The 23,593-nt window shown below is 45.4% G+C and carries 23 protein-coding genes; 14 read left to right on the top strand and 9 right to left on the bottom strand.

Features of this window, described 5'->3' with window-relative positions; translation table 11 throughout:
- Positions 1 to 113: 113 nt before the first annotated feature.
- Both QUA80_RS19300 and QUA80_RS19295 read left to right on the top strand, forming a co-directional pair.
- A complete protein-coding gene (locus QUA80_RS19300; RefSeq protein ID WP_333426719.1) occupies positions 114 to 791 on the top strand; it encodes a hypothetical protein in 678 nt (225 codons plus the stop codon).
- A 736-nt stretch (positions 792 to 1,527) separates the two neighbouring features.
- Positions 1,528 to 1,716 carry a CsbD family protein gene (locus QUA80_RS19295; RefSeq protein ID WP_333426718.1) on the top strand — a complete coding sequence of 63 codons (189 nt, stop codon included), beginning with the start codon at positions 1,528 to 1,530 and terminating at the stop codon, positions 1,714 to 1,716.
- A 277-nt stretch (positions 1,717 to 1,993) separates the two neighbouring features.
- Here the strand turns inward: QUA80_RS19295 and QUA80_RS19290 are convergent, their stop codons facing one another.
- The 3 genes from QUA80_RS19290 to QUA80_RS19280 all read right to left on the bottom strand — a co-directional run bounded on the left by QUA80_RS19290 (position 1,994) and on the right by QUA80_RS19280 (position 5,558).
- Positions 1,994 to 3,961 (bottom strand): calcium-binding protein, encoded by a 1,968-nt coding sequence (locus QUA80_RS19290; protein ID WP_333426717.1) that lies wholly within the window; start codon positions 3,959 to 3,961, stop codon positions 1,994 to 1,996.
- Positions 3,962 to 3,967: 6 nt separating this feature from the next.
- On the bottom strand, positions 3,968 to 4,156 hold the full coding sequence (locus QUA80_RS19285; RefSeq protein WP_333238797.1) for a hypothetical protein: 189 nt from the start codon (positions 4,154 to 4,156) through the stop codon (positions 3,968 to 3,970).
- A 268-nt stretch (positions 4,157 to 4,424) separates the two neighbouring features.
- Positions 4,425 to 5,558 carry a cob(I)yrinic acid a,c-diamide adenosyltransferase gene (locus QUA80_RS19280; RefSeq protein WP_333426716.1) on the bottom strand — a complete coding sequence of 378 codons (1,134 nt, stop codon included), beginning with the start codon at positions 5,556 to 5,558 and terminating at the stop codon, positions 4,425 to 4,427.
- A gap of 226 nt (positions 5,559 to 5,784) precedes the next feature.
- Here QUA80_RS19280 and fraC point away from each other — a divergent pair, with 226 nt between their 5' ends.
- The 5 genes from fraC (at position 5,785) to larE (ending at position 10,206) form a co-directional block, all read left to right on the top strand.
- A complete protein-coding gene (gene fraC, locus QUA80_RS19275) occupies positions 5,785 to 6,306 on the top strand; it encodes a filament integrity protein FraC (RefSeq protein ID WP_333426715.1) in 522 nt (173 codons plus the stop codon).
- A gap of 9 nt (positions 6,307 to 6,315) precedes the next feature.
- On the top strand, positions 6,316 to 7,314 hold the full coding sequence (locus QUA80_RS19270) for a DUF5357 family protein (RefSeq protein ID WP_333426714.1): 999 nt from the start codon (positions 6,316 to 6,318) through the stop codon (positions 7,312 to 7,314).
- A gap of 266 nt (positions 7,315 to 7,580) precedes the next feature.
- Positions 7,581 to 8,354: an ABC transporter permease gene (locus tag QUA80_RS19265; protein ID WP_333426713.1), complete on the top strand. Its 774-nt coding sequence runs from the start codon at positions 7,581 to 7,583 to the stop codon at positions 8,352 to 8,354.
- A gap of 124 nt (positions 8,355 to 8,478) precedes the next feature.
- A complete protein-coding gene (locus tag QUA80_RS19260; protein ID WP_333426712.1) occupies positions 8,479 to 9,258 on the top strand; it encodes a Uma2 family endonuclease in 780 nt (259 codons plus the stop codon).
- Between the two features lie 120 nt (positions 9,259 to 9,378).
- Positions 9,379 to 10,206: an ATP-dependent sacrificial sulfur transferase LarE gene (gene larE / locus QUA80_RS19255; RefSeq protein WP_333426711.1), complete on the top strand. Its 828-nt coding sequence runs from the start codon at positions 9,379 to 9,381 to the stop codon at positions 10,204 to 10,206.
- Here larE and QUA80_RS19250 read toward each other — a convergent pair whose 3' ends face one another.
- A complete protein-coding gene (locus tag QUA80_RS19250) occupies positions 10,207 to 10,482 on the bottom strand; it encodes a hypothetical protein (protein ID WP_333426710.1) in 276 nt (91 codons plus the stop codon).
- Positions 10,483 to 10,743: 261 nt separating this feature from the next.
- Here QUA80_RS19250 and QUA80_RS19245 point away from each other — a divergent pair, with 261 nt between their 5' ends.
- The gene (locus QUA80_RS19245) at positions 10,744 to 11,478 is read left to right on the top strand and encodes an SGNH/GDSL hydrolase family protein (protein WP_333426709.1); all 735 of its coding nucleotides are present in this window, start codon (positions 10,744 to 10,746) and stop codon (positions 11,476 to 11,478) included.
- A 134-nt stretch (positions 11,479 to 11,612) separates the two neighbouring features.
- Here the strand turns inward: QUA80_RS19245 and QUA80_RS19240 are convergent, their stop codons facing one another.
- Positions 11,613 to 13,484 (bottom strand): polysaccharide biosynthesis/export family protein, encoded by a 1,872-nt coding sequence (locus tag QUA80_RS19240; RefSeq protein WP_333426708.1) that lies wholly within the window; start codon positions 13,482 to 13,484, stop codon positions 11,613 to 11,615.
- 244 nt (positions 13,485 to 13,728) lie between these two features.
- Here QUA80_RS19240 and QUA80_RS19235 point away from each other — a divergent pair, with 244 nt between their 5' ends.
- Positions 13,729 to 14,430, top strand: a complete 702-nt coding sequence (locus tag QUA80_RS19235; protein ID WP_333426707.1) for a class I SAM-dependent methyltransferase — start codon at positions 13,729 to 13,731, stop codon at positions 14,428 to 14,430.
- A 10-nt stretch (positions 14,431 to 14,440) separates the two neighbouring features.
- Here the strand turns inward: QUA80_RS19235 and QUA80_RS19230 are convergent, their stop codons facing one another.
- Positions 14,441 to 14,794, bottom strand: coding sequence for a DUF4864 domain-containing protein (locus QUA80_RS19230; protein ID WP_333426706.1), 354 nt, complete (start codon positions 14,792 to 14,794; stop codon positions 14,441 to 14,443).
- Between the two features lie 255 nt (positions 14,795 to 15,049).
- Between QUA80_RS19230 and QUA80_RS19225 the strand changes: the two genes are divergently transcribed.
- From QUA80_RS19225 to QUA80_RS19215, 3 genes are all read left to right on the top strand, one after another.
- Entirely contained in the window at positions 15,050 to 15,424 is a 375-nt protein-coding gene (locus QUA80_RS19225) for an endonuclease NucS domain-containing protein (protein ID WP_333426705.1), read from the top strand.
- A gap of 162 nt (positions 15,425 to 15,586) precedes the next feature.
- Entirely contained in the window at positions 15,587 to 16,051 is a 465-nt protein-coding gene (locus QUA80_RS19220) for a hypothetical protein (protein ID WP_333426704.1), read from the top strand.
- Positions 16,052 to 16,606: 555 nt separating this feature from the next.
- The gene (locus tag QUA80_RS19215; RefSeq protein ID WP_333426703.1) at positions 16,607 to 18,151 is read left to right on the top strand and encodes a right-handed parallel beta-helix repeat-containing protein; all 1,545 of its coding nucleotides are present in this window, start codon (positions 16,607 to 16,609) and stop codon (positions 18,149 to 18,151) included.
- A gap of 420 nt (positions 18,152 to 18,571) precedes the next feature.
- Here QUA80_RS19215 and QUA80_RS19210 read toward each other — a convergent pair whose 3' ends face one another.
- A complete protein-coding gene (locus tag QUA80_RS19210; RefSeq protein WP_333426702.1) occupies positions 18,572 to 18,844 on the bottom strand; it encodes a BrnT family toxin in 273 nt (90 codons plus the stop codon).
- Between the two features lie 63 nt (positions 18,845 to 18,907).
- Between QUA80_RS19210 and QUA80_RS19205 the strand changes: the two genes are divergently transcribed.
- Together QUA80_RS19205 and QUA80_RS19200 are read left to right on the top strand one after the other, a co-directional pair.
- Positions 18,908 to 19,546, top strand: a complete 639-nt coding sequence (locus QUA80_RS19205; RefSeq protein WP_333426701.1) for a histidine phosphatase family protein — start codon at positions 18,908 to 18,910, stop codon at positions 19,544 to 19,546.
- A 145-nt stretch (positions 19,547 to 19,691) separates the two neighbouring features.
- Positions 19,692 to 20,459, top strand: coding sequence for a YebC/PmpR family DNA-binding transcriptional regulator (locus tag QUA80_RS19200; RefSeq protein ID WP_333426700.1), 768 nt, complete (start codon positions 19,692 to 19,694; stop codon positions 20,457 to 20,459).
- A gap of 9 nt (positions 20,460 to 20,468) precedes the next feature.
- Here QUA80_RS19200 and QUA80_RS19195 read toward each other — a convergent pair whose 3' ends face one another.
- Together QUA80_RS19195 and QUA80_RS19190 are read right to left on the bottom strand one after the other, a co-directional pair.
- Positions 20,469 to 21,071: a Uma2 family endonuclease gene (locus tag QUA80_RS19195; protein WP_333426699.1), complete on the bottom strand. Its 603-nt coding sequence runs from the start codon at positions 21,069 to 21,071 to the stop codon at positions 20,469 to 20,471.
- A gap of 384 nt (positions 21,072 to 21,455) precedes the next feature.
- Positions 21,456 to 23,378 (bottom strand): adenylate/guanylate cyclase domain-containing protein, encoded by a 1,923-nt coding sequence (locus QUA80_RS19190; RefSeq protein ID WP_333426698.1) that lies wholly within the window; start codon positions 23,376 to 23,378, stop codon positions 21,456 to 21,458.
- Positions 23,379 to 23,593: the final 215 nt, after the last annotated feature.

Here is a 23,593-nt window from a genome sequence, read left to right as displayed (position 1 = left end):
TGACGGTTGCTATTTTAAGACAGAGCTCACCCTCGCTCGATCTTACCTCTGCCACGCCAGATCGAGCGCGCATCACGCCCCCCGAGCGGAGTTAAAATCAGAAAAAGTATGAGATGATCCCCAATCGGCACTGCATTTTACAAGCCAAAAACGTCCAGCGGGCGTCAGGTAATCCATACCTGCGTCGAGTCTGGGAAGTACCAGGCCCACCCATAAAAGAAATACAAGCCAAGTTGTTGTGTTGGCTGACTCCTGAAAGCTTGAAGCCGTTACGCTTAAACCGCCGATCGCAAAAACTGGGCGATGGCCTCGATCCCGGCAAGCTAGGACTGTTGACATTACCAGTGACGATCGCAGTAGTCTTGAGCTTGGTATACCGTAGGATTTCACGGTTAAGTGATATGATACGGGTATTAGAGTCAGAAAAGTTGCTGTGGATAGAGCCATTTAAAGTCAGTAAACAAGCCTTATCCAAACTACTTCCCTGTTTACCCGCAGACTTATTTGCACAAGTATTTGAGCCAGTCATAGCAAAAGTCCAGTCCCGAGCCGATCAATTGCCTATTCCTATTAGTTGGGAATCGGTGTACCAAAATTTTAGTGCGATCGGGATTGCGGAGGGTTCAACTCTCGAAGCTGTGAGAATAAAACTCAAAGCCAATGGAGATTCAACAACGGGATTTGGGGGTCGAATCATGATTTTAGAGGGATTTCACCACCCGCTCGTCGCCACTCGGCACCCAAAAAATAGGACGGTTCACGCTTCTATGCCACTTGGATATTTTATGTAGTTCTCAATGATTTATATTCCTCAGTAGCTGTGGAATTAGCTCAACCCCGTCCGCGGATTTCAATAGAGATGGTATTTTGTGGACTGTACGATTTTTCGCGAGCTGTATGGCGGGATAAAAGTACAAATGAAGTTAGCTATGTTGTTGAGACTCCTAAAATGTTGGGTTTGATTCAGCAACAACGTAAGCAATACCCTTGAGAAGGCTGGTTGCTATCAGGAACTTTGGGGCTTAACTGCTTAAGTTGATACCAATCGGCATTGCCATGTCCGTACCGGATATATGTACTTCACTCAACTGAAAGTCGCTAGAAAGTTAAGAAAAAATCTATCTAAAGAGGTATTCAAACTCAACTTTAAAATCATACCTTAGATATGGTATTTTGTGGACTGTACGATTTTTCGCGAGCTGTGTGGCGGGATAAAAGTACAAATGAAGTTAGCTATATTGTTGAGACTCCTAGAATGTTGGGATCGATCGAACAACGTAAGCAATACCCTTGACAAGGCTGGTTGCTATCAGGAACTTTGGGGCTTAACTGCTTAAGTTGATACCAATCAGCATTGCCATGTCCGTACCGGATATATGTACTTCACTCAACTGAAAGTCGCTAGAAAGTTAAGAACAAATCATTCTAAAGAGGGATTCAAACTCAACTTTAAAATCATTCTAAAGAGGGATTCAAACTCAACTTTAAAATCATACCTTAGTAGTTGTAGAGTAAAAATAAACAATAATGAGCATTGAAAATAGAGTCGAAGCAATTGCTAAGAATGTTGAAGGCAAAATCCAAGAGGCTGTTAGCGAAGTTACAGGCAATCAGAAAGATAAATTAGAAGGTCAAGCCAAGCAGGAGGAAGCATCCGCAATTCACCTGAAAGAAGACCTCAAAGATAAAGCCAAAGACGTTGTAGACAAAGCTTAGTAACAGTATTCGCTAGAAGTTTCCTGCCTACTCAATCCAGCAAACATATCGTTTGCTGGATTTTTTTGCTCGCCCCAACTTGTAGGGTGCGTCAGGAGGAACGTCGCGACGCAAAGAAACTCAGGCTCCCTGATGCAGACTGCTCGACTAAAGATCGCTGCAATAAAAAAGCTAGGGATCGATCTCCCTAGCTCGAAACATAGCACAATTAGTTTTTAGAGTTGGTGCGGGCGACGATCGGCTTTTTCCAAACCGACCGTACACGCTCCCACCTAAATTAAATCAGCACAATATCTGATGCAGTCAAACGCGGTCTTTCGTTGAACACAGCCAGTGCAATGCCTTGTCTGTTTCCAGAACCGTCGGGGTCGTACAGCAAGCGACCGCTGGCTCCTTCGTAAACGAGGAATGGTTGCGATGGATTGCCCCCTATCGGAGTCAGATTGTTGTTGTAAGTCCCGCTGTCGAGCACTACTAACACGTTAGAACCGGGTCGATTTGGCAGCGTATTGTCTAATGGTGGCAACAGGAACGAATCGAACTCGAGTATCAACTTGTCTTGGCCGGGTGTAAAGTCACCGATTTGGTCTGGGTTACTACCCAGGCTGCCGTTGGAGTTGATCGTGACGCCCTCGCCGAAGTTGTTGTAGTAGAAGCTGTCATTGCCACTGCCGCCAATCAGCGTGTCTCCACCGGGCCCGCCGCCGAGAGAGTCGTTGCCGTCACCCCCGAGCAAATAGTCGTTCCCAAAGCCGCCCAATATCGTGTCGTTTCCTCCGCCGGAATCTAAGGTATCGTCCCCGTCAACTCCTGGGGTAACAAGACTGGTGGGGCCGCCGAACAGTATGTCATCGCCAGCACCAGTAGTGATAACATCAGTGCCGTTGCTGCCAGTGATGAAGTTGCTGCCCAAGTTATCAGTAATGATGTTTGGCGTTGATTGGGCACCGCTAAAGTTGACACCAGTAGCGTAGGAGATGGTATCGTTACCGCCAAGGGTGCCAATTAATCGATCGCGCGTGGTGCCAAATATGATTCTGTCATCCCCTTCACCGCCGTTCATGAAGTTGGTGACGCCAGCGGTGCTGTTGGCAATTAACAGATCGCTGCCCAAGCCGCCGTCGAGAGTAATCAGCGCAGCATTAGTACCGGCAAAAGAGGCATTGAGCGTATCGTTGCCGTCTCCACCGGAGGCTTGAGTAAAGATGCCGCTCAAGCTGTCATTGCCGTCGCCGCCGATCATTGTATCAGTCGAAAAAGCTGCCAGGATCGTGTCGTTGCCCGTGCCGCCGTCGAGCAAGTTCCGACCGGCGAAGCCTGGAAATGAACTCAATGCGCCTACACTCGAAAGTGCACTCACCGTCGCCGACACGATGAAGTCGTCGCCTCCACCTCCCTGCGCGGTATCCTGCGCGGCAAAAACCCGGATCGTGTCGTTGCCGTCGCCGCCGTCAAAAAAGTTTCTGCCTTCGCCAAAATTGCCGATCGCGCCGTAGAGGGAATCGTTGCCCCCACCGCCGAGCAAGGTGGTTCTCTCAATGCCGATCGTGATGGCCCTCGAATCAAACGGGCTGGCTTGCGTAGTGTTGGTAATGACTAAGATGTCGTCGTCAAGATCGCCGGACAGGTAGCTGCTGTTGGCCACACCTCGTAGTGTGTCCTTGTCTTTACCACCGAAGAGACTGTCTCTCTGATTGATACCTACAATCAAGTCGTCGCCCAAGTCGCCCCGCAAGTAGTTGCTGCCTTCATTGCCAGCGAAGCCAATAGCCAAGCCACCAGGTAAAGAGAGGTTGTTGCCGCCGCCTGCAATGAAGAAGCCGATGGCGTCATTGCCCTTGCCGCCGTAGAGGGAGTCTCTTCTCTGCGACCCTCCCAGCATGGTATCTGCGTCCTCATTACCAAACATGAGGTTAGCTTCGACAGTACCTTGGAGGAAGTCCTCGCCCGAGCCGCCGTACAACGAAGCCTGGGCTTCAGCGACTATTGTGTCCGAGCCTCCGTCGCCAAACAGCAAAGCCGGAGTGCGCTGGGATCTGATTGAGTCTTCGTCCTCGCCGCCTACCAGGGTATCGTTCGGGCCAACTGAAATCAGAGTATCGTTATCGGCTTCGCCAAATATTAAGCTGCCGCCCAGGGTGGAAGTTCTAATCGAATCAGCCCCGGCTCCGGCGAAGATTGTATCCGGGCCCAGTCCCGGAAGGTTTAAATCAACTTGATTAGGATTGTCATTTAGTGTTGTCATACAGCTTCACTCCTCTACTTCTTGTTGGTCATCGCTTGTGCGACTACAGACACTGCCTAGAACACCGAATGTTTGGATGCCGCTGTAGTTTAACCTGTTTGCCAGCCGCAAGTCTAGCCTACTGGCGTTAACCCTGTCTAGACTTTCTCCATCGCGGACTTTTTGCTTGTAAGCTTTTATTTTCAATGTCTTCACCCTTTAATATTCCTTTTACACAGTCTCAGGTGCTCACGCTCAAGAAGACGCGGCTCATATTCTTAATGTTCCACTCGGGATTGGCGGTCGGGGATCGCGTCCGGGGGCGGAAATTAAAGATTAAAAAAGGCAGATCGGGGAGATCGGGAAGACAAGGAAAATTGGGAGATTGGTTACTTGGTTACAAGGCTGTGTGGCAATTTCCGGTTTCCCAGGCAGGCCGTCTTTAAATAACTGGTACGATCGAACTCGCCAACTGCTGGGGCAGCTAAAAGTCTACGCCCCGCTTTAGTTCTACGCCCCGATCGCCGTAGTGTTTGTGACAGTATACCTCGGAGTGTACGCTTGCCAAGTCAAAGTAAGCGTGGGGTTTGTGGCAGCGCCCGGTGATAATGATTTCTGTATCGCGGGGCTTGCGCAGGAGCGCTTCGACGATCGGCTCTACCGGAAGCAGTTCTAAGTCTACTGTGGGATTGAGTTCGTCGAGAATAATCGTTTTGTACCAGCCGCTGGCGATCGCGCATTTGGCGATTTCCCAGCCGCGTTCTGCTTCGATGCAGTCTAACTCTTGCTGTTGCCCCCGCCAAACTATAGCATCCCGGCCGCACCGCTGGTGGTCTACTAGCTGCGGGTAGCTTTGCCGCAATGCTGCTATCGCCGCATCTTCTGTATAACCGCTGCCGCCTTTGAGCCACTGCACGATTAACACGCGGTGAGATTGGTCTTGACTGATACCCCTACCTATTGCCTGCAAAGCTTTGCCCAAAGCGCTCGTAGACTTGCCTTTGCCCGCTCCAGTGTATATTTCGATACCCGCAATATGATGATCGGCCGCTGCGGGGTGATAGTGGGGCTTCATTTCTGAGTGCAAGTCGGCAATATCCAGCAAAGCGGACGGGGCCGCTCGGCCTGTGGCGATTACTTCTAAAGATTCTGGTTTGTTTTTGAGGGTTTGGACTACTTCCTCAACTGGCAGCAAACCCAAGTCCAATACGGGGTTTAGTTCGTCTAGTACCACGACGGAATAGAGATCGCTGGCGATCGCTCCTTTGGCGATATCCCAGCCTCGCTGAGCTTCTGCGCGATCGAAGCGGGTGATTGCTTCGGCCCCAAAATATTCGGCTCTGCCAGTCCGCACTTGGTCGATCAAGTGGGGAAATGCCTGTTGCAAGGCTTCTATTGCCCCGTCTTCGTCGTAGGAGCGGCCGGGGCCTTTGAGAAAGCGCAGCAACAAGACTCGCGTGGGCGAGGCCGAATTGATACCCAGCCCGATCGAGCGCAACACTACTCCCAAAGCTGCCTGAGACTTGCCTTTCCCAGCGCCGTCGTAGACGTGAATCTGACCCGCGGCGCGTTCCGAGCGGGATGAGGCGGTCCGAATACCAATGCCATTCCTTACCATAATCAGCAGTTATTGAGTCTGTCTCGGGGTGGGTATTCGATCGCGCGAATTGAATGTTTAATTTTTCCATTCTGTTGCCCGATCTCAAAAAATTATAGGATACAGTCTCTACCCCCTATTTTACTAGCGACGAGCGAACGCAATCAAGGGCTAAAACCTGCGGTTAAGATTATTGCGCTTGTGATGTACAATTAAAATCTAACACAGGCTGATATACCTGAATCCTATGATTGCCAATGTTTTCCCATTTCGGACTGTTTTGGTGCAAATTTTAATTATGTTTTTGGCGATCGCGATCGAAGCGTGGTTTCTGCAAAAACTACTTAAACTCGAACCCAAAACCAGCGTTGAATATACAGCTATCCTCAATCTCTCTTGTACTTGCGTAGGCTGGTTAGTTTTCTTTGGCATTGAAAGCGTTATTTCAAAAGATTTGCGGGAACGGCTGATCGGTTACATCTTATTAGGGGGATCGCAGGATATTTACCCGGCAATAACTCTGATAGCCGTTTCAGTATTAGCAGTAACTTTTTTAGCTAAATGGCAGGGATTAGAAATTATAGAAAACATAGTTTCCGGCAATAAAAAAGCTTCCAAGCCTCAGTTTATAGGGCCGCCCACCCTCAGCCGCCGTCTTCCCAAAAAAACTTTTCAAGTAACTACCCAGTTTGGAGGAATTTTAATCGCCCACACTGTTAGCAATTTCGTTATTTTAACCGTGTTGTTTTTGCAAAGCGTCAATAATTAATTGAAATTTATGATGAAGCAATTGTTGGATGTCACTCAGCAACTCACTAAGCTTACGAACAACCTTTGGGAAGCCAATAAAAAAATCCAAAAGGCGATGATTCCGCCTAAAGTTGTCCACTGGAAGACGCCTTTACTGCTCAGCATCTTTTTAGCTTTGCTGTCGGTGGCGGCAGTCACTGACTGGCGGACGAGAACTCTGATGTTTGATATGAGCTGGTTATTTTTTACACTTTCAATGGGTTTGCTGACCAGCCAGCAACCTTTTGTTATTAAAGGAGTAAGTCTGAGTCCGTGGGTGACAAGCATCTTAATTGGCTTGTGGTTGCTGCTAAGATTGCCGTCAGACAGGAAGGAAATAGCATGGATATCCGGCCCGCTTATAGCAGTAGTAATTCTTGCGATAATAGAGATTTGGAAGAGCGAGTCAAAACGGGAAGGTATCAGGTCTTTGGTGCGCCCTCAGTTTTTGATGATTACTCTAGTTCACCTGCTGTTTTCCTGTTGGTTTGCATTTCACTTTTTAATTCAAGGTTGGATACAGCAGTATCCGAGCGTTTTATCGCAGGATTTGAGGCAAAGCGATTATGTGGTGACATTTCAACAGCCAACTATTAATCGCTCCCGAGGTGTTGTCATCCTGAATGCAATGGAGCGATACCTGCAAAATGAAGCCCGCACAAAACCGTGGGCGCAGGTAGAACAAATGTTAATAGATATTGACAACGAGCGATTTTTTCTGCGGAATCAAGCCTTAAAAACAATTGGGCTAGTCCCAGAAGATGCGAGCTGGGATGTCAAAACTTCGATCGTCCAAGGAGATTCCCGCTATCAGTTAGATATGCAGGCAACTTGGCTGGGGCTGGTTTTTAGACCCCAAATATATTCGTTTACCAAATCTTGCGAGGTGTTCGATATAGGTAATAGGGCTACTGTAAACTGCGATGCGATCAAACGCTCTCAACCCGGACTGAAAAAAGATGGAACTGCGGGGGACAGTCAAGTTTGAGCCTGTCTCAGGCAGTTACGAGAGTGTCCCAGAAGAAAGGGGAAGAGGGGGAGATGGGAAGAGTGTCCGAGCCCGAGAGTGGGAGATGGGGAGATGGGGAGATGGGGAGATGGGGAGATGGGGGAGAATCTTTCCTCGAATCTTGGATTTCTTTAGTCAACATCCCCTCAGTTAAATCCGTTAAATCCATGACACTGCTTCGTTGCCGAACTTCTTTTTTCCTTATATTAAAGTATGGTGAAAGTTTCCAGCGGGTTAATAACTAGATGAATTTAAGAAGAATCTTGACAGTTGCGACCAATGTATTTTGGGAAGTAATTCGCGATCGCATCCTTTACTTAATTATTATTTTTGCTCTGTTGATGGGAGCATCGGTACGGTTGATCCCGGAATTGGCGGCGACAACCGAGAAGAAAATTATCTTAGATGTCGGTTTGGCTGCTATGACCATTCTCGGTCTAATTGCCACAGTCTTTGTGGCTACCGGATTGGTCAACAAAGAAATTGAAAAGCGGACTGTTTACCTGTTAGTTGCCAAGCCGATAAGTCGGGCTGAGTTAATTGCGGGCAAGCACTTAGGGCTGTCGGCGGTGCTGGCGGTGCTTGTAGCGGCAATGACTGTTATCTATCTGGGTATTCTGAGTTTGAGTCGCATTCCTTTCCCTTTGGAAAGCATTTTAATCGCTTCGTTGTTTGTCTGGTTTGAGCTGTGTCTCATGGCTGGTGTCGGGATTTTATTTGGCGTGTTCAGCAGTTCGCTGCTGGCAACTTTACTGACATTTGGCGTTTATTTGATGGGACATTCGACGCGGGATTTAGTGGCTTTGGGCAAGTTAACTAAAAATCCTGGAATTGAACAATTGATGATGGGACTTTATCTGGTTTTGCCGGATTTAGCCAGATTCAATTTGAGAAACGATGCTGTTTACGGACAAGTTCCTTACTTGGCAGGTTTGATTACAGATGCTGGCTACGGTTTGCTGTATGTGGTGCTGCTGCTGTCAATTGCGATCGCCATATTTTCCCGTAGGGAATTTTAAAGCGCGCCTTCGCTACTTTCAAAAGTTTGAGTATATCAAACGATCGCGTTAAAATATCAAGGAGGCGATCTCTGAGAAATCTTGACTAAAATTCAAATTTTTATTGGTAATAATGAGGTGACTTATGACTGCTGCAATTCACAAACCTATATCGCAGCTAAAAATTACCTGGCCGCTGCTTCCCGATGATTTTATCCTACCAGATGACCCTGTGGAAAATATAGAAAATCCCTTAATCGCTAACGGTTTGCGCCAGTCGGTAGTGGATTCCCCGGAACTAATGCAAGACGCACTGATAGTTTCTAATTTTGCTTTGTGCGCTGCTGTGGACGATCGCACTATTTGCACAGCCCCAGACTGGATGTACGTGCAGCCGGTTCAACCTTGGCCTCACAACTATCCCCGCCGCTGTTACACGCCTCATACCGAAGGAACAGTCCCTTTTGTAGTGATGGAATTTCTATCAGCTACTTATGGCGATGAATACTCTGTCGAACACACAGAAGAAATCGGCAAGTGGTTTTTTTACGAACAAGTAATCAAAGTCCCTCGCTATATTATTTTTCGACCGCATACAGGCAGAATAGAAGTTTATGCGCTAGAATCAGACCGTTACGACAATCAAAATCCTGATGAAAATGACCGTTATTTAATACCTGGATTAAATCTATTTTTGGGAGTGTGGCAGGGAACTCGCGAAGGTAGAACGGGATATTGGCTGCGCTGGTGGAATGCAGCCGGTGAGTTGTTGTTGTGGCCGGAAGAACGGGCTGAAAATGAACGACAGCGCGCCGATCGCCAACAGCAAGATAAAGAGTCCGCCGAGACGCTGCTGGAACAGGAAAGACAGCGCAATCAAGAGCTTTTAGCTAGATTGGCAGCCCTCGGTATCGATCCCGAATAAGCTGTTTTACATTTAAATAGTACCTTTGGGCGGGTTTTTATGCCTGCCCCACAAGATGTTGAAGAGAAATCACCCTGTAAATTAGATTGTGATAGCTTCGCAGTAATAAAAGTGGAAATTATGTCAGTGGAAAAACTCGCACAATTAAAAGATATTTTCGCACAGATGGAACGGGCGTTGATTGCCTATTCCGGCGGAATTGACAGCACTTTGGTGGCAAAAATCGCTTTTGACGTGTTGGGCGATCGCGCTTTGGCAGTGACGGCAGTTTCCCCGTCTCTACTGCCCGAAGATTTAGAAGATGCGCGGATTCAAGCAGCAGAAATTGGGATTGCCCACGAGGAAGTAGAAACTCAGGAAATGGCAAATCCCAATTACACTTCTAACCCGGTTAACCGCTGCTATTTCTGCAAAAGCGAACTGCACGATACTTTGAAACCCCTAGCACTAGCAAAGGGTTATCCTTATGTGGTGGATGGGGTGAATGCTGACGATTTAAAGGATTACCGTCCGGGGATTCAGGCGGCAAAGGAACGCGGCGCGCGATCGCCCTTAGCAGAAGTAGGCATGAGTAAATTGGAAGTGCGGCAATTGGCAAAAGAATTGGGTTTACCTTGGTGGGACAAACCGGCTCAACCTTGTCTGAGTTCGCGCTTTCCTTACGGCGAAGAAATCACCGTTGGAAAGTTGCAAAGAGTGGGGCGCGCCGAACGGTATTTGCGGCAGTTGGGACTGAAAAATTTGCGAGTGCGATCGGATGGAGATACTGCGCGAATTGAGTTACCTGCAGAAGAGATTCAGGAGTTTGTGGTAAATACGGATTTGCCTGCATTGGTGGCGGTGTTTCAGGAGTTTGGTTTTGTGTACGCGACTTTGGATTTGGAGGGGTTTCGCAGCGGCAAATTAAATCAGGTTTTGAAACCGGAATTGTTGGGGGTGAAAGGTTGATTAATTTTCCTGAAAAAACGTCACTACAACAGTGTATCCGTCCCGATCGCATTTAACTTGAAAACCTCGCTGAGGATATACTAATTTTAGGCGACTTTCCCACATCTGAGCTAGTGCTTGTCCCAAATACAATAAATTGTCAGTGCTAGCGTTTTGGGCACCGGGGAGAATGTCATCAATGTGCTGGTGGTTCATCACCTGCTCAATTGCAGCGACATCATTCCCCAGTTTGATTTTCCACTGTTCGTATATTTGACTGTTAAAGGCTTCGGACAAAAAGACACCGCCTTCATGTTCGACAAAATCTGACCAAAATAGTTTTGTGAAAGCTAGATCGATTTCAATGTTAGCAGCTCCAAAAAGATAATCCCAAAGTGAAAAATCATCGCCGTTGGCTTTTTTTCACGGCTGGAAATCGATTAGTTTATCTGCATTCAAAGATATTTGTTTGATAAACATAATTTCTAGGGTATTTCATCCAATCTAGCTGGCCTAACTGTTTTCTCAGCTTATACAAAATGTCTCCTTTTGAGTTTTATGAACGCTAAATTTAGGTTGATTTCCTTCGTGTTGGCTTTGTTATTATGCGTGTACATCCCGTTTCGGGTGTTAGCTAACTCGCAACCTGCGGGAGATACAGTTAGTTCTGCGCTGTGGTGGCAAGTTTCTGTATACAATCAGGTACAACAAATTAAAGACAAGCAATATCAAGGGTGCGTTTGGGGCGATTCTATTTCTTCGGCCCTCGGCGATTCTTTAGGTGAAGAAAATTTTAATTTTGCGATCGGCGGAATGAGTTCAGTTTCGCTGCTAGAACAGCTTAAACTGTTAGTACCGCAGCGGTTTACCTGCGAAAAAGCGATTTTGGCGATCGGCACAAATGATGCTATGTACGGCATTAGCGACGAGGCGTTTGTCAGCAATTTGAAACAGGCGATCGCCGTGATGCGATCGTTCGGAACAAAACAGATTATTCTGATCCCTGCTTTTTACTCCACTCTTGCCGCCAGCTACAATCCTAAATTAGCAGGAACAATTGCTAGAGTTGACGAAATCAATGTTCTGATCGATCGAGTAGCAGCCGCCGAAAATGTGACTGTTGAATCTCGCGGCATACAAGCATTGTTTAAGGAACAAGCTCTCAATGCAGATTTAACAATTGACGGCGTTCACCTCAATGCCAAAGGTTTAGATATATACAGGAAATTTTTGTTAAATATTTTGAATTATTCTTTAACAACGTACATTATTTCCGAAATAATCTGTGTTTAAGTTATTACTTTAAATTCGGTAGACTGGGACTTGATGCGTGTAGTTTGAGCTTAACTAGCGCAATCAAATTGTTTTGTAGGGAGGACTGAAGTCCTCACTACAAAATTATAAAGGTGATTTTACATGACTAGATATTAAGGAGTAGTTGGCTGCATTTGCTGTAGCTGCATTTGCTGCTGCTGCTGATTTTGGAGCTGAAGTTGCTGCTCCTGGATCTCGAGTTGCCGATTCTCAAGATCAATTTGCCGCTGTCTGTCTTCAAGTTGCAGTCTTCTGTCTTCAAGTTGCAGTCTTCTGTCTTCTGCTTGCTGCAATCTATCTTGACGTTGCAGCTCTCTTTCTAGCAGTCTGTCTTCACGTTGCTCTTGTCTGTCTTGACGTTGTTCGCGAAGCTGTCTGAGCTGAATTCGCCGGTCGAAATCTCCTCCCAAAAATAAGTTTTGAAAAGTTCTGATCGTTGTATCAAACCCAGTAAGAACGCCGCTAACAGCGCCGATCCCAGTTGCAATTCCTGCGATCGGCTGCAAGAAACTGTTGATATTGTCTGCTACCCTGGTATAGCCCGATCGCGCTACCAGAATCACATCGTTGTTGCGGAGAGTTGGGTTATTGTCAGGATTCAACCCTTGAGCAAAATCCACCTCGATAGTGCGGCGAGAAACAGTACCGTTGGGGTTCAAACGCAATAGTTCTACCTTGTCTTTTTTGGCCCGCAATTGATTGAAACTGCCTGCGGTCAGCAAAGCTTGGTGCAGGGATGTACTAGGCCGCACCTGCACAGCCCCGGGCCTAATTACTTCTCCTACAATATTGATGCTAATCGCGTTCGGAGAAAAACTGCTGTTGGCGACTTGAGAAACTTCAGCTAAGTCTACAGTAGCTGCTGTCGGGATAATCACGCTATCTCCTTCTTGCAGCAAAACATCTTGAGTTGCGTCGCCTTTTTGCAGCAAATCCCACAGATTTACCATGATAGTTTGTTCGTTGCCACCTCTGATTCGGCGGCGGATTTGCACGCGGCGAATGTCAGCTTCTGTAGTGATACCGCCAGCAATTTTGAGCGCTCTAGTTATCGTTGGTAAACCGACAACTGCTCCTTGCTGTTGCTCGATGCTGACAAAACTCAGTTCTGTTTGTTGGTTGGTCGATCGCAAATCAGCAGCAGATATAGTATAAGGCCCGGGCCTGTTGACCTCGCCGACAATTACCACGCCAATTGGTTTAGTAATATCAGCGGAAAAATTAGCACTGGCTCTTTGACGAACTTCTTGAGTATTCAGGGCACTTGCTGTCGGTACAAAAATTGTATCTCCATCTCGAATCGTGACATCTTGACGCAAATTTCCCGTCTCTAAAAAATTCTGCAAATCTACCGTAGTAACTTGCTCCGGCCCGCCTCTGCGGGCCGGACGGCGAATTTGGACATTTCGCATATCTCCTGCTGATGTCACCCCTTGGGCAAGTTGCAGCATTTCCATCAAAGTCGGGAATTTTACTCCTCCTCCTTCTCTAGTGGGATTAATCTTGTAGGAACCCGGGCGAGTAACTTCACCGGCAAGGCCTATATTAACGGGGCGAGCGACGATCACAGTCACGGTAACAACGGGAACATTGATGAAGGGTTCGTATCGCTGGGTAATCACGTTAGCGGCTTGTTGCAGCGTCAACCCTTGAATTGAGACGCTGCCAATGATTGGCAAATTGAGCGTCCCGTCAACTAACACTTGATATTCCTTGCTGAATTCAGGAACGCCGAAGATATCTAAAGCAATGCGATCGCCAGATCCTAAAGTATAAGCTGCTTCTGGTGTCAGCGGCGCAGAATTGCCGGTCGGCGGCAAACTCGAACCCCGAGGTGGCGGCGGCGGTACTCTCGGTTGGTTTGGGTTCCTAGCGGGCGCAGGATTTCTGATGGCAGGCAACTGAGCTATACTGGGCAGCGAACTCCATAGCACCAGGAGTGCTGACAAACTCAGACTTGTAGCGGTTTGAACGGTATGTTTCATCTTTCTCCCTTGGTTGCAGCCTGCCAATGAACGAGAACAATTTAGCTAGTTAATTTTAGTTTATTTTCCCTGCTGTCCAGTCTAGCCTCGCTTCGCTGCAAAATCCACAGGTGGAAGCATAAAAATAGTGCGATAGTGCGATCGACCGATTTTAGATTTTAGATTTTAGATTTTAGATTGGGAAATTGAAGGATTCAATGGATATAATCATAATTATCGGCTCTTATTTGCGAGTAAAAAATACGTGGGACTCAAGCTTGATAAAGTAATTCCCTGGGGACGCTGCTTGGATGAATACATAGGAATGTTTAGCTTGACATCAAGTGACCTCAAGCTAGAAATTCTTGATTGTGCGGGGGGCCCGGCGAGTTTCAATGCCGAAATGACTCGCCAAGGTAAAAAGGTAATTTCTTGCGATCCAGTTTATCAGTTTAGCGCGGTGGAAATTGGCGATCGCATCCAAGAAACATATCAAACTGTGCTTGACGGTGTTAAAGCCAATTTAGACGGCTACCTGTGGAATAATTTTGAATCGCCCTACCAGCTATGCGAAGTGAGAATGAAGGCGATGCAGGACTTTTTAGAAGATTTTCCATCAGGCTTGCAGCAAGGCCGCTACCTGAATGCTGAGCTGCCAGTTTTGCCTTTCGATAACGGTCAATTCGATTTAGCTTTGTGCAGCCATTTCTTATTTGCTTATTCTCACCTGCTTTCCGAAGATTTTCATCTGGAAGCTATTACAGAAATGTGTCGGGTTGCGAAGGAAGTCCGGGTATTCCCCCTATTGCAGAGTTTTAGCGGGGAGGAATCCGATCGCTTAAATCCGACCGTCACAGAATTGAAAAAGAGAAGTTTTAGTGTTGAAATTCAAGAGGCTCCTTATGAGTTTCAAAAAGGCGGGAATAAGATGCTGCGAGTTAGCAAAAAAAGCTCAGGCTCAAAGTAAGCATAACTTATTAGGCTGTTAGGGAAACCAAATAACAGCCATTAATTCGCCAACTATTATCCAACTGTTTTTCCATGAGATAAATGGCTCTAATTGGGATACCTTCCGAGTCCAGCAACAGCACCTGCTGAGCGGGAATTCCTTCTACAGTGGCGAGGTTTTCAAATAATACCGATCGCGGACGGTAGACAGCTTCATAGGCAATTTTTACCATGTGCATAAAGTTTTCGGCTGTGCGAAAGTGCTGCTGAATTCCGGGACTGGCGAAGGAAAAAGCGAGCGCAGCATCGTCTTTTTGAAATGCTTGCAGTTGCTGTTCTACGACTGAGCGAATGGTAGCGCGATCGCTTTCACTGATGAGCATATTTTTAAGTATTTGTCAAGAGATGGGAGTGTCGAATAGTTACTATTATAGCGCTCCCACTTAAAGGCGATTTTGTAGCGGGATGGCTGGGAAACTGTCAGGGCGAGCGAGGTTTATTTAAACCCCCGGCGGGCTGCTGACATTATTGGTAAAATTGGTTAAAGACTTTAAGAATTGTCAAAATGCTAAGCAGCGCCGCATTGAGGAAAACAGGGTCGGGGTGGGAATTTGCAAGTGAAGAAGCGTTAGAGGATTTTGTCGAAGTTCACTTGCTTGCGTTTGCTCGGTTTGACGGTCATCAAGCGCCAATTCACTGTCAACGAGCCAAGATGCGATATTATAGCGGTGGACGAGAATAAACGCTTAGTTGTGCTGGAGTTGAAAAACGGCGAAGATAGATATGTCGTTCAGCAGTTAACCCGTTATTACGATGCTTTATTGGAACACAAACCTTTTGGCGATCGCGTGGATTACGCTAAGCCCGTTCGCTTAATAGCAATTGCGCCCAAATTTCACAGAGATAATTTTACAGATAGGAAGTATCACGGGCGATTTTTTCAGTTTTTGCAATTTGCGATCTTTGTTGCTGAGGACAATTTAAATTTACAACTGAAAGATATAGATAATTAACTGCTTTCACACTTAGAAATTACATATCACCCAGAGAAATTACGGACAATATACCGAGTCCACCTAAAGCACTTATAAAACTATTAAGCCAGTGCGATATTAGTGAACAAACAGAAAGACATATTGAAAATCAGGTCTAAAATTCTCATCTTCGAGCGACGAATGGAAGAAATCACGGCTAGTGGCAGTATTAAGTACGGAAATGGCAACATTAAGACCAGTAAATTCTGTGCAGAGTTATGTTCTGACAGTAAAGGAAATGTCATTTTATTTTTATGGCTACCTTTAAAAGGTCTGACAAGTAAAACTATTTCAAGAGCAAGAGTCTGGACAGATTGGAATGACAAGGCATTGATTGATGGTTATGTTACACTTGGAGTTGGTCGAAAAATTGCATCGACTAAAAAATCTATATTATATCGCAATCAAAAAATGCTAGATATTTTAAATCCCGATTTATACAAATGGTACGATCAATATAAAAGACGTAATATTTATCAAAAACTAAGCGAAAGTTGTATTCATAATGTTTGGCAAGTCTATAAGAAAACAACTAACTCCCAGCTAGTAATATATGAAGAATTGAGATATATAGAAGAATATATAGCTGAAACAGAAAGAAAGTAGTTCCTGGAGTAAACGATTTTTATTATTCCCTTAAATAACTTACTTGGCCATATCATCCTTTAGATTCATTAATAAATTTATCCTGAGATAAGTGGCTGTCAAAAGTTTAATGTAAGCCAAAGCGATCGATCGCACTCTTCACGCTTTGCCATATCTACTATCCATCTGCGTCTATCTGCGCGCATCTGCGGTTTAAAAAATCAAATCAATAGCTTGGCAACAAATCAAATTCCCAAATCTCGATCTCAGAAATGTTGTGGTGCATAAGTCCTGTATAAAGTTTGCTGCCGATTTTAGATTGGATAATTGAAGAAAGCGACCCCACGGATCGATCCGGGGGCTTATTTCGCGAGCTTAAGTAGGTAAGCGGGATTAAACCGAGCTATGTAACAATATATAAACAGGGCTAACTTAGCCACGCTTAGGGCTAAGGATATTTTATAATCCTTAACATAAGTGTGTTTTACAGCGGCTACCTACTGACTAGATTTACAAAATTACGAAAGTGCTTTAATCTTTAAACAGTAAGGATTAAATGCTACCTAAAAAAAGTTCATGATTAGAAAAACCTTTCATAAATTCATCACGTTAGTATTAGCAGGATTTCTATTGGCGATTAGTAGCGAGTGGTGCACATTGGGAACTTTAACACAAATCCATCCTCATGTTTTTTATGTTGCCCCAAATGGCAGAGATACAAATAACGGTTCACATAAGCATCCTTGGTCAACAATTAATCACGCAGCGTCGGTATTAAAAGCGGGTGAAACAGTTTATATTCGGGCTGGAACTTATCGCCTAACCGCACAAATTCAAGCTAAAAATTCAGGGACAGAAAAGGCTTGGATTACTTATCGAGCCTATCCAAAAGAACGGGTTATTATTGATGCGGATGCAGTTAAAGTAGAGCCTCCCTCTGATAAAAAATCGCATTATCCTCACGATCAAGGTGCATTTTTGTTACAAAATGTTAGTTATATTCAAGTCGAAAATTTAGAAGTTATTAATTCTCATAATTCTGGACTTACAGTTAGAAATAGCCATTTCATTAACCTTTATAATAATAAAACAGAAAATACGTTTTCTCCAGGTATTGGTGTTTGGTGGGGCGATCACTACAAAGTAATGGGGAATACGGTTATTAATGCAAACGACCTGAAGATGGCTGACTTTTTAAATGATTTTTCAGAAGCTCCCCATGAAGCAATTTCAATCGGTGGGGTTGAAAATTTTGAAGTTGCTTATAACTTAGTTAAGGATGGGAAAAAAGAAGGGATTGATGTTAAAGAAAAAAGTAAATATGGAACCGTCCATCATAACTATATTCACCACATGGCACGACAAGGATTATATGTTGATAGTTGGTTTGGAGTCTTAGAAGGTATTGAGTTCTTTAATAATGTTGTTCATGATTGTAATGGGGCAGGATTTGCTTTAGCAGTAGAAGGAGGTTCAGAAGCAAAAAATATTCGATTTCACCATAACTTAATTTATGATAACTGGGGAACCGGAATTCTCTTTGCCCGATGGGGAAATGATGGGTTACGGCATAATATTAAAATTTATAATAATACGGTTCATCATAATGGTTATGGTAAACCGAACCCAGGAGAAAGCTTTTTTTGGATTACTGGAGGGTTATATTTATTTTCCGATCATCTTCAAAATGTTGAAATCAAGAATAATATTTTTAGCAAAAATAGGGGATTTCAAATCGGTTATAGCGACCGCTATTTGGCGGCTAATTCTGACATAGAAAAGATTTTTAGTCAAAAAGATATTGAGATTAGCCAGAACTTAATTTTTGGAGAAAATAACACCACCAGTCCGATTTATGCTGGATGGCTTCCTGATAACTATGCGAATATCTATGGAACGAATGGAAATGCTGCGGTGAGAGAAGAACCTCAATTTGTTAATCCTGAAGAAGGGAATTTTTACTTAAAATCTCCGGTCAGTAACCCAACCCCATTGACTGCTAATTCTAAAACATCTCAGATGAGATTTGGAGCTTTTACCAATGGAGAAAAACCGGATTTCTGGTGGCAGGGTAAGTTCCCACCTCAATTTCCTGATTTACCCCAATCAACCCTTCATTAAAATAAGTTGTGTATGTAATAATTAATTGTTAATAGTTGTATTAAGTACCTAAACAAAATTAATTACACAACTCAATAATAATGATTTAAGTTGGTAAGCGGGATTAAACCGAACTATGTAACAATATGTAAACAGGGCTAACTCACCCACGGTTAGGGCATTGGGATACTTGACAATTTTTAACATAATTGTGTTTTACAGCGCCTACCTACTTATTTCTCAGATACCACGTTTTCTTTAGTAATTCTAATCAAAAACCGCAGAGCTTCATTTACTGCTTCAGAATCGGTAAACATCTCTGCAACAGCCAGTTATCAACGAATATTTAAACCACCAAAGGTCTTTCGTCCAGATCCTACCCTTCTTACACGCAACTTCCTCAAATCATATTCGGACCGAAGCTCATCGTCCATCCCTGTTTCATCCTTCTTGATAAACTTCTCGCTCCACTCGTGTTACTTTTCGGGCGCTAATCAAACAAATAAAATCGGCTCTTTCTGTATACGACACTATCAATAAATTACCTAGCTGGGACTCTCCAACAATAATATAGCAATCTTCTTCATCAGAGCGATCCGGATCGTAGAAATAGATGTAGAGGCGATCGTCAAAAACCGTTCTGGCTTTCTCAAATGAGATGTTATGCTTCGAGAAATTTACCGCAGCCTTGTTTTCATCCCACTCGAATTTCATAAATATCCCAAATCAGCATCTTTGATATAATATTACATCAAGAAGCCAAACTAAAACCAACTCATGCCGCAAACAGTCTGGATCGCACGACACGGAAACCGCATCGACTTCGTTAACCCCGACTGGTTTCTCACCGCAGAACACCGCTACGATCCCCACCTTTCCGAAGACGGTTACATTCAAGCCAAACAACTCGCCAATCGCCTCAAAGGTGCAGGAATTTCTCATATTTTCGCATCCCCTTTTCTGCGAACTGTCCAAACAGCAAATCACGCGGCAGAAGCTCTGGATTTGTCAATTAAACTTGAGTGGGGACTGTGCGAATGGCTGAATCCGGAATGGATGACAGAAATGCCGGAAACAGAGTCAGTCGAAGCTTTGTGCCGGCGTTTTCCCAGGATTGATGCTTCATACAAAGGCGGTATTGCTAATTATCCCGAAACCGTGGAAGCTTGTCTCAAAAGGGCGGGGGAAACTGCTAAACGCCTCGCGGCAGAGTTTCCCGAAGATATGTTATTAGTAGGTCACCGTGCGTCGGTTTTAGGAACTGCGATCGGGCTAGCGGGCGGTGCAGAAACGGAAATTAACGCTTCTTTGTGCTGTTTGGTGAAAGTGGTGCGGGGTGAGGGAGAATGGTCGATCGCACTTAATGGCGATACTTCTCACCTGACTGACTCTCAAACCGCGATCCGGTTTAATTAAAGTTGAGATTCGTGCGAAAAATCGCATTCTATGCTATGTGTGTAAGGTGCGCCGAGGTGTACCCTATGTTAATCTGATTTGTCAGAATCTGGGTGTTATTGTTTAATGTCGATCGCACATTTTAAATCGAAAATCTTAAATCGGTATGGCAGGACACAGTAAGTGGGCGAATATTAAACGCCAAAAAGCTAGAGTTGATGCCGTTAAAGGCAAGGTTTTTGCGAGAATATCTCGCGAAATTATTGTCGCGGCCCGCAGCGGAGTTCCCGATCCCGCTGGCAATTTTCAACTGCGGACGGCTATAGAAAAAGCCAAGGCGGCGAGTATTCCTAATGAAAACATAGAAAGGGCGATCGCCAAAGGTGCCGGCTTGGCGGGAGGAAGTTCGGATTTAGAAGCTATTCGCTACGAAGGTTACGGCGTTGGCGGGGTTGCTATTCTGATTGAAGCGCTGACAGACAACCGCAACCGCACGGCGGCTGACTTGCGAGAAGCTTTTAGTAAAAATGGCGGCAACCTGGGCGAAACAGGTTGTGTGGGCTGGATGTTTGACCACAAAGGAGTTTGTACGGTACGCGGCCCGATTGATGAGGAACAATTGTTTGAAGCCTCGCTAGAGGCGGCTGCTGAATCTTATGATTTGATATTAATTGATGAGGATACTGAAGGTGCAGAGGTATTTACAAGCGTTGCTAATTTGGAACAACTGGCTGATGTTTTGAAACAAAAAAATTTTGCTGTTTTGCAGTCGGAAACTCGCTGGATTCCCAGCAATACAGTGGAAATAGATACTCCTGAAAAAGCTCGATCGCTCCTTAAGTTAATGGATGCACTGGAAGATTTGGACGACGTGCAAAGTGTGACGGCTAATTTTGAAATGACCGATGAATTGATGTCTTTGAGTATGGTGTAACGATCTAAATCACCAGATTTTTGCCATCCGCAAGACAAATCCCGGTAACTCTGGATCGGCGCTGACTGTTTCAGGATTATCTAAGATTTCAGTTTCGCGATCGGGACGGTAGATGTAGACTTTTCTGTTTTTGCGATCGAGCAAAAAGCCGAGCGATACACCGTTCTCAATATATTCTTGCATCTTGTTTTGCAATCCCTTAAGAGTGTCACTAGCAGACCGCAATTCAATCACAAAGTCCGGAGAAATCGGTGCGAATGAGGCTTTTTGTTCTTCAGTTAAGGCATTCCAGCGCTCTAGTTTAATCCATGAGGCATCGGGGGATCTGGTTGCTCCATTCGGCAAGGTAAAGCCTGCACTGGAGTCAAACGTTTCACCTGTGCCATCTTCTTCTGCCCAGTTCGCAAGTTGCTGAAAAATCTTACCGTTTCGGTTCCCTGTATCTGAAAAAGCTGGTGACATGATAATGACTTCCCCACTGGCTGTACGCTCAATTCTCAAATCGCGATTAACTAGACAGAATTCATAAAACTGTTCAACAGTCATCGATTGGATCGCAGGGAAATTGACCGTCATTGGGACGCTTTGGGTTTGAATTAGCAGCGTCGTCATGGTTTTTCCTCACTTGGTGCAGGGGTGATAGAATACCTTGAGCTTATCATATCTTAGCTTGGCGATCGAAAGTCTTAGTCGATCGGGGATTCGGAGGCTTGTATCCTTTTTTGGGCTGAGTCAATCGATTAGAGATTAGAGATTTGAGATTTGAGATTAAAGAATTGAAGCATTGACCCAGCCCAAAAACGGATACGCTGCCACGTACTCCTGTCGTGGAAAGATAAAAATTTTAGACCCTAGTTCAAGCTCCCAGATTTATCTGTGGAGTAAATCTAAAATCTAAAATCTAAAATCTAAAATCTAAAATCTAAAATCTAAAATCTAAAATCGACTGACCCCACGGATAAATTTGGGGGACAAGTTTCATCGGATACAGGTTTTTTATTTCTGGACGGATGAATCCGGGGGCTTGTATACTGGATGCTTTTGGTCAATAATCTTTTTGCCAGTCAGCAAATAAGTAACCATGTATCCCTTGCCCTTAACTTGAATTGCGCCGCGCTTCTGAAAAGTATATTTATCTTTTAATATTTCGTAAGTTTCGGCGGTGACTTGAATGCAGCCGGTAATCCCGTGGGATTCCATTCGCGAAGCAATATTTACTGTGTCGCCCCAGAGGTCGTAAATAAACTTTTTTAAGCCGATGACGCCGGCAACGACAGGGCCGCTGCTAATCCCGATCCGAATGCTGAAAGGTTCCGAATGTTCTAAACTCAGGAGCCGAATTTCGTGTAGCATATCGATCGCCATATTCGCGACTGCCTCGGCGTGATCTTCTCGGGGCGTAGGCAAACCGCCGACAACCATGTAAGCATCACCAATAGTCTTAATTTTCTCCAAACCGTGGCGATCGGCCAAGTGGTCAAAAGCCGAAAAAATATCGTTGAGCAGTTCCACCACCGCAGTCGCTGAAATTCTCGACGAAAGTTCTGTAAACCCCACAATGTCGGCAAACATCACAGTTACTTCCGCAAAACTTTCGGCGATATTGTGTTCATTGTCCTTCAAACGCAGGGCGATCGCTGCCGGCAAAACGTTTAGCAGCAGTTGCTCGGATTTAGCTTGTTCGAGTTCCAACTGCAGGTAAGCAGCCTGCAACTGTTCGGCTTGGCGAATTCTTTCTCGGGCTAGCTTTTCGATTTGGGTGGTGCGGCTCAAAGCTGTCAGCATATATGTCACCGGAATCAGAGTCCACAGCATCCCCATCGTCAGAGTTCCCCAAGAGCGCCAGTGCTTGCGAATCCGTCGAATTTCCGGCGTTGCCGACACGTACATAGACCACTGGCGGCCGCTAATTTTCAGCCGCCTTCTGCAAGCTGTATAGTTCGGGCCTGGATTGTCAAGAATCGGGCAGTTTTGCATCATGGCTAGGTCAGCAGTGGCTGATGCTGGAAACACTTGTTGGCTGGCGGATTGGAACTGCACCGAAAATTGCTGAATTTGGCGGTCAGCAGGGAGATTTTTGAGAACCGGGTTCCCCGTTTGGGGTAACAGCGACCGTGCTTCTTGCTTGTCTGGAGCCTCGCTAACGAGATAAATAGTGAGGTAGTCGGTATTGCGTCCTTTTAAAGAGGTTTGGAAAATATCTTTGCCTCGAAATACGCCCAGAACAAATCCTTGTAGCAATTGGCGACGGGATTCCAGGGTAGTCGGTTTACTGCTGTTTTCATAAATCGGAACTATACCCAAAAGACCTAGTTCCGGGGAATTGCCGTGAGTTAAGCCGATGTAGTTGGTGACAATCATTTCTCCTGTATCGCGCCCTCGATCGAGCGCGGCGCGGATTTCTGGGTGGGAGGCGAGGTCAAAGCCTAATACTGTCTCGTTTCCGGCTGGTGGTTCGACGTAGAAAGCCGGGAAGTATTCCGAACGCTGGAGGGCCTTGCGGAGTTCTCCTCGCGGGCCGCGCTCTGTAATCTCGAAGCTGGGATCTGTTTCGGTTCTAGCTTTGGTTTCGTAGTTGCGCCGCTCGGAATTGGGGACGCGCGGGGCCCAAGCCAGGAGTTGCAGGCTGGGGTGGACGGATAGGGGACGGGCGACAAACCTAGCAAAAGAGGAACGCTCGACGGCGCTGAAGGCTTTCATGTAGTCGCTGAGGGCGAGAACTGCGTCTAAGTCGGAGTTTAGCTGGCGTTCGATGCCGATCGAAATATCGTCAATGCGGCGGTGCATTTCGTAGTCGCGGCGCTTGTCTTCCCAGTCCCAAACCAAGGCAAATGCCAGGGCCGACAGTCCGATACCCAAAGCGAGCGTCAACCCGGCTGGAATGTAGCGAGACCAGGATAAAGGTAGTTTTTTGAGCATAATTGCCTAGGGAATAAGGGCAGCAGATTAGCACACCGCTGAATGCGATTTATTTCGGCTTCTGAGTGCGGTTAATTCAAAACCCTGATAACTCAAGCACCGACGGCAATGAAGAATTAAAAGTTAGATATTGAAACTGTTATACCATTTTTCTAAAGATGTGCTAGAGATAAAGAATGTAAGATCCAAGACCATCCTGTGAGAAAACCAATGAC

Origin of the sequence: Microcoleus sp. F4-D5 (assembly GCF_036704885.1) — a bacterium.
In the GTDB taxonomy this organism is placed as follows: domain Bacteria; phylum Cyanobacteriota; class Cyanobacteriia; order Cyanobacteriales; family Microcoleaceae; genus Microcoleus.
This window is presented reverse-complemented; position numbering and strand designations above follow the sequence as displayed.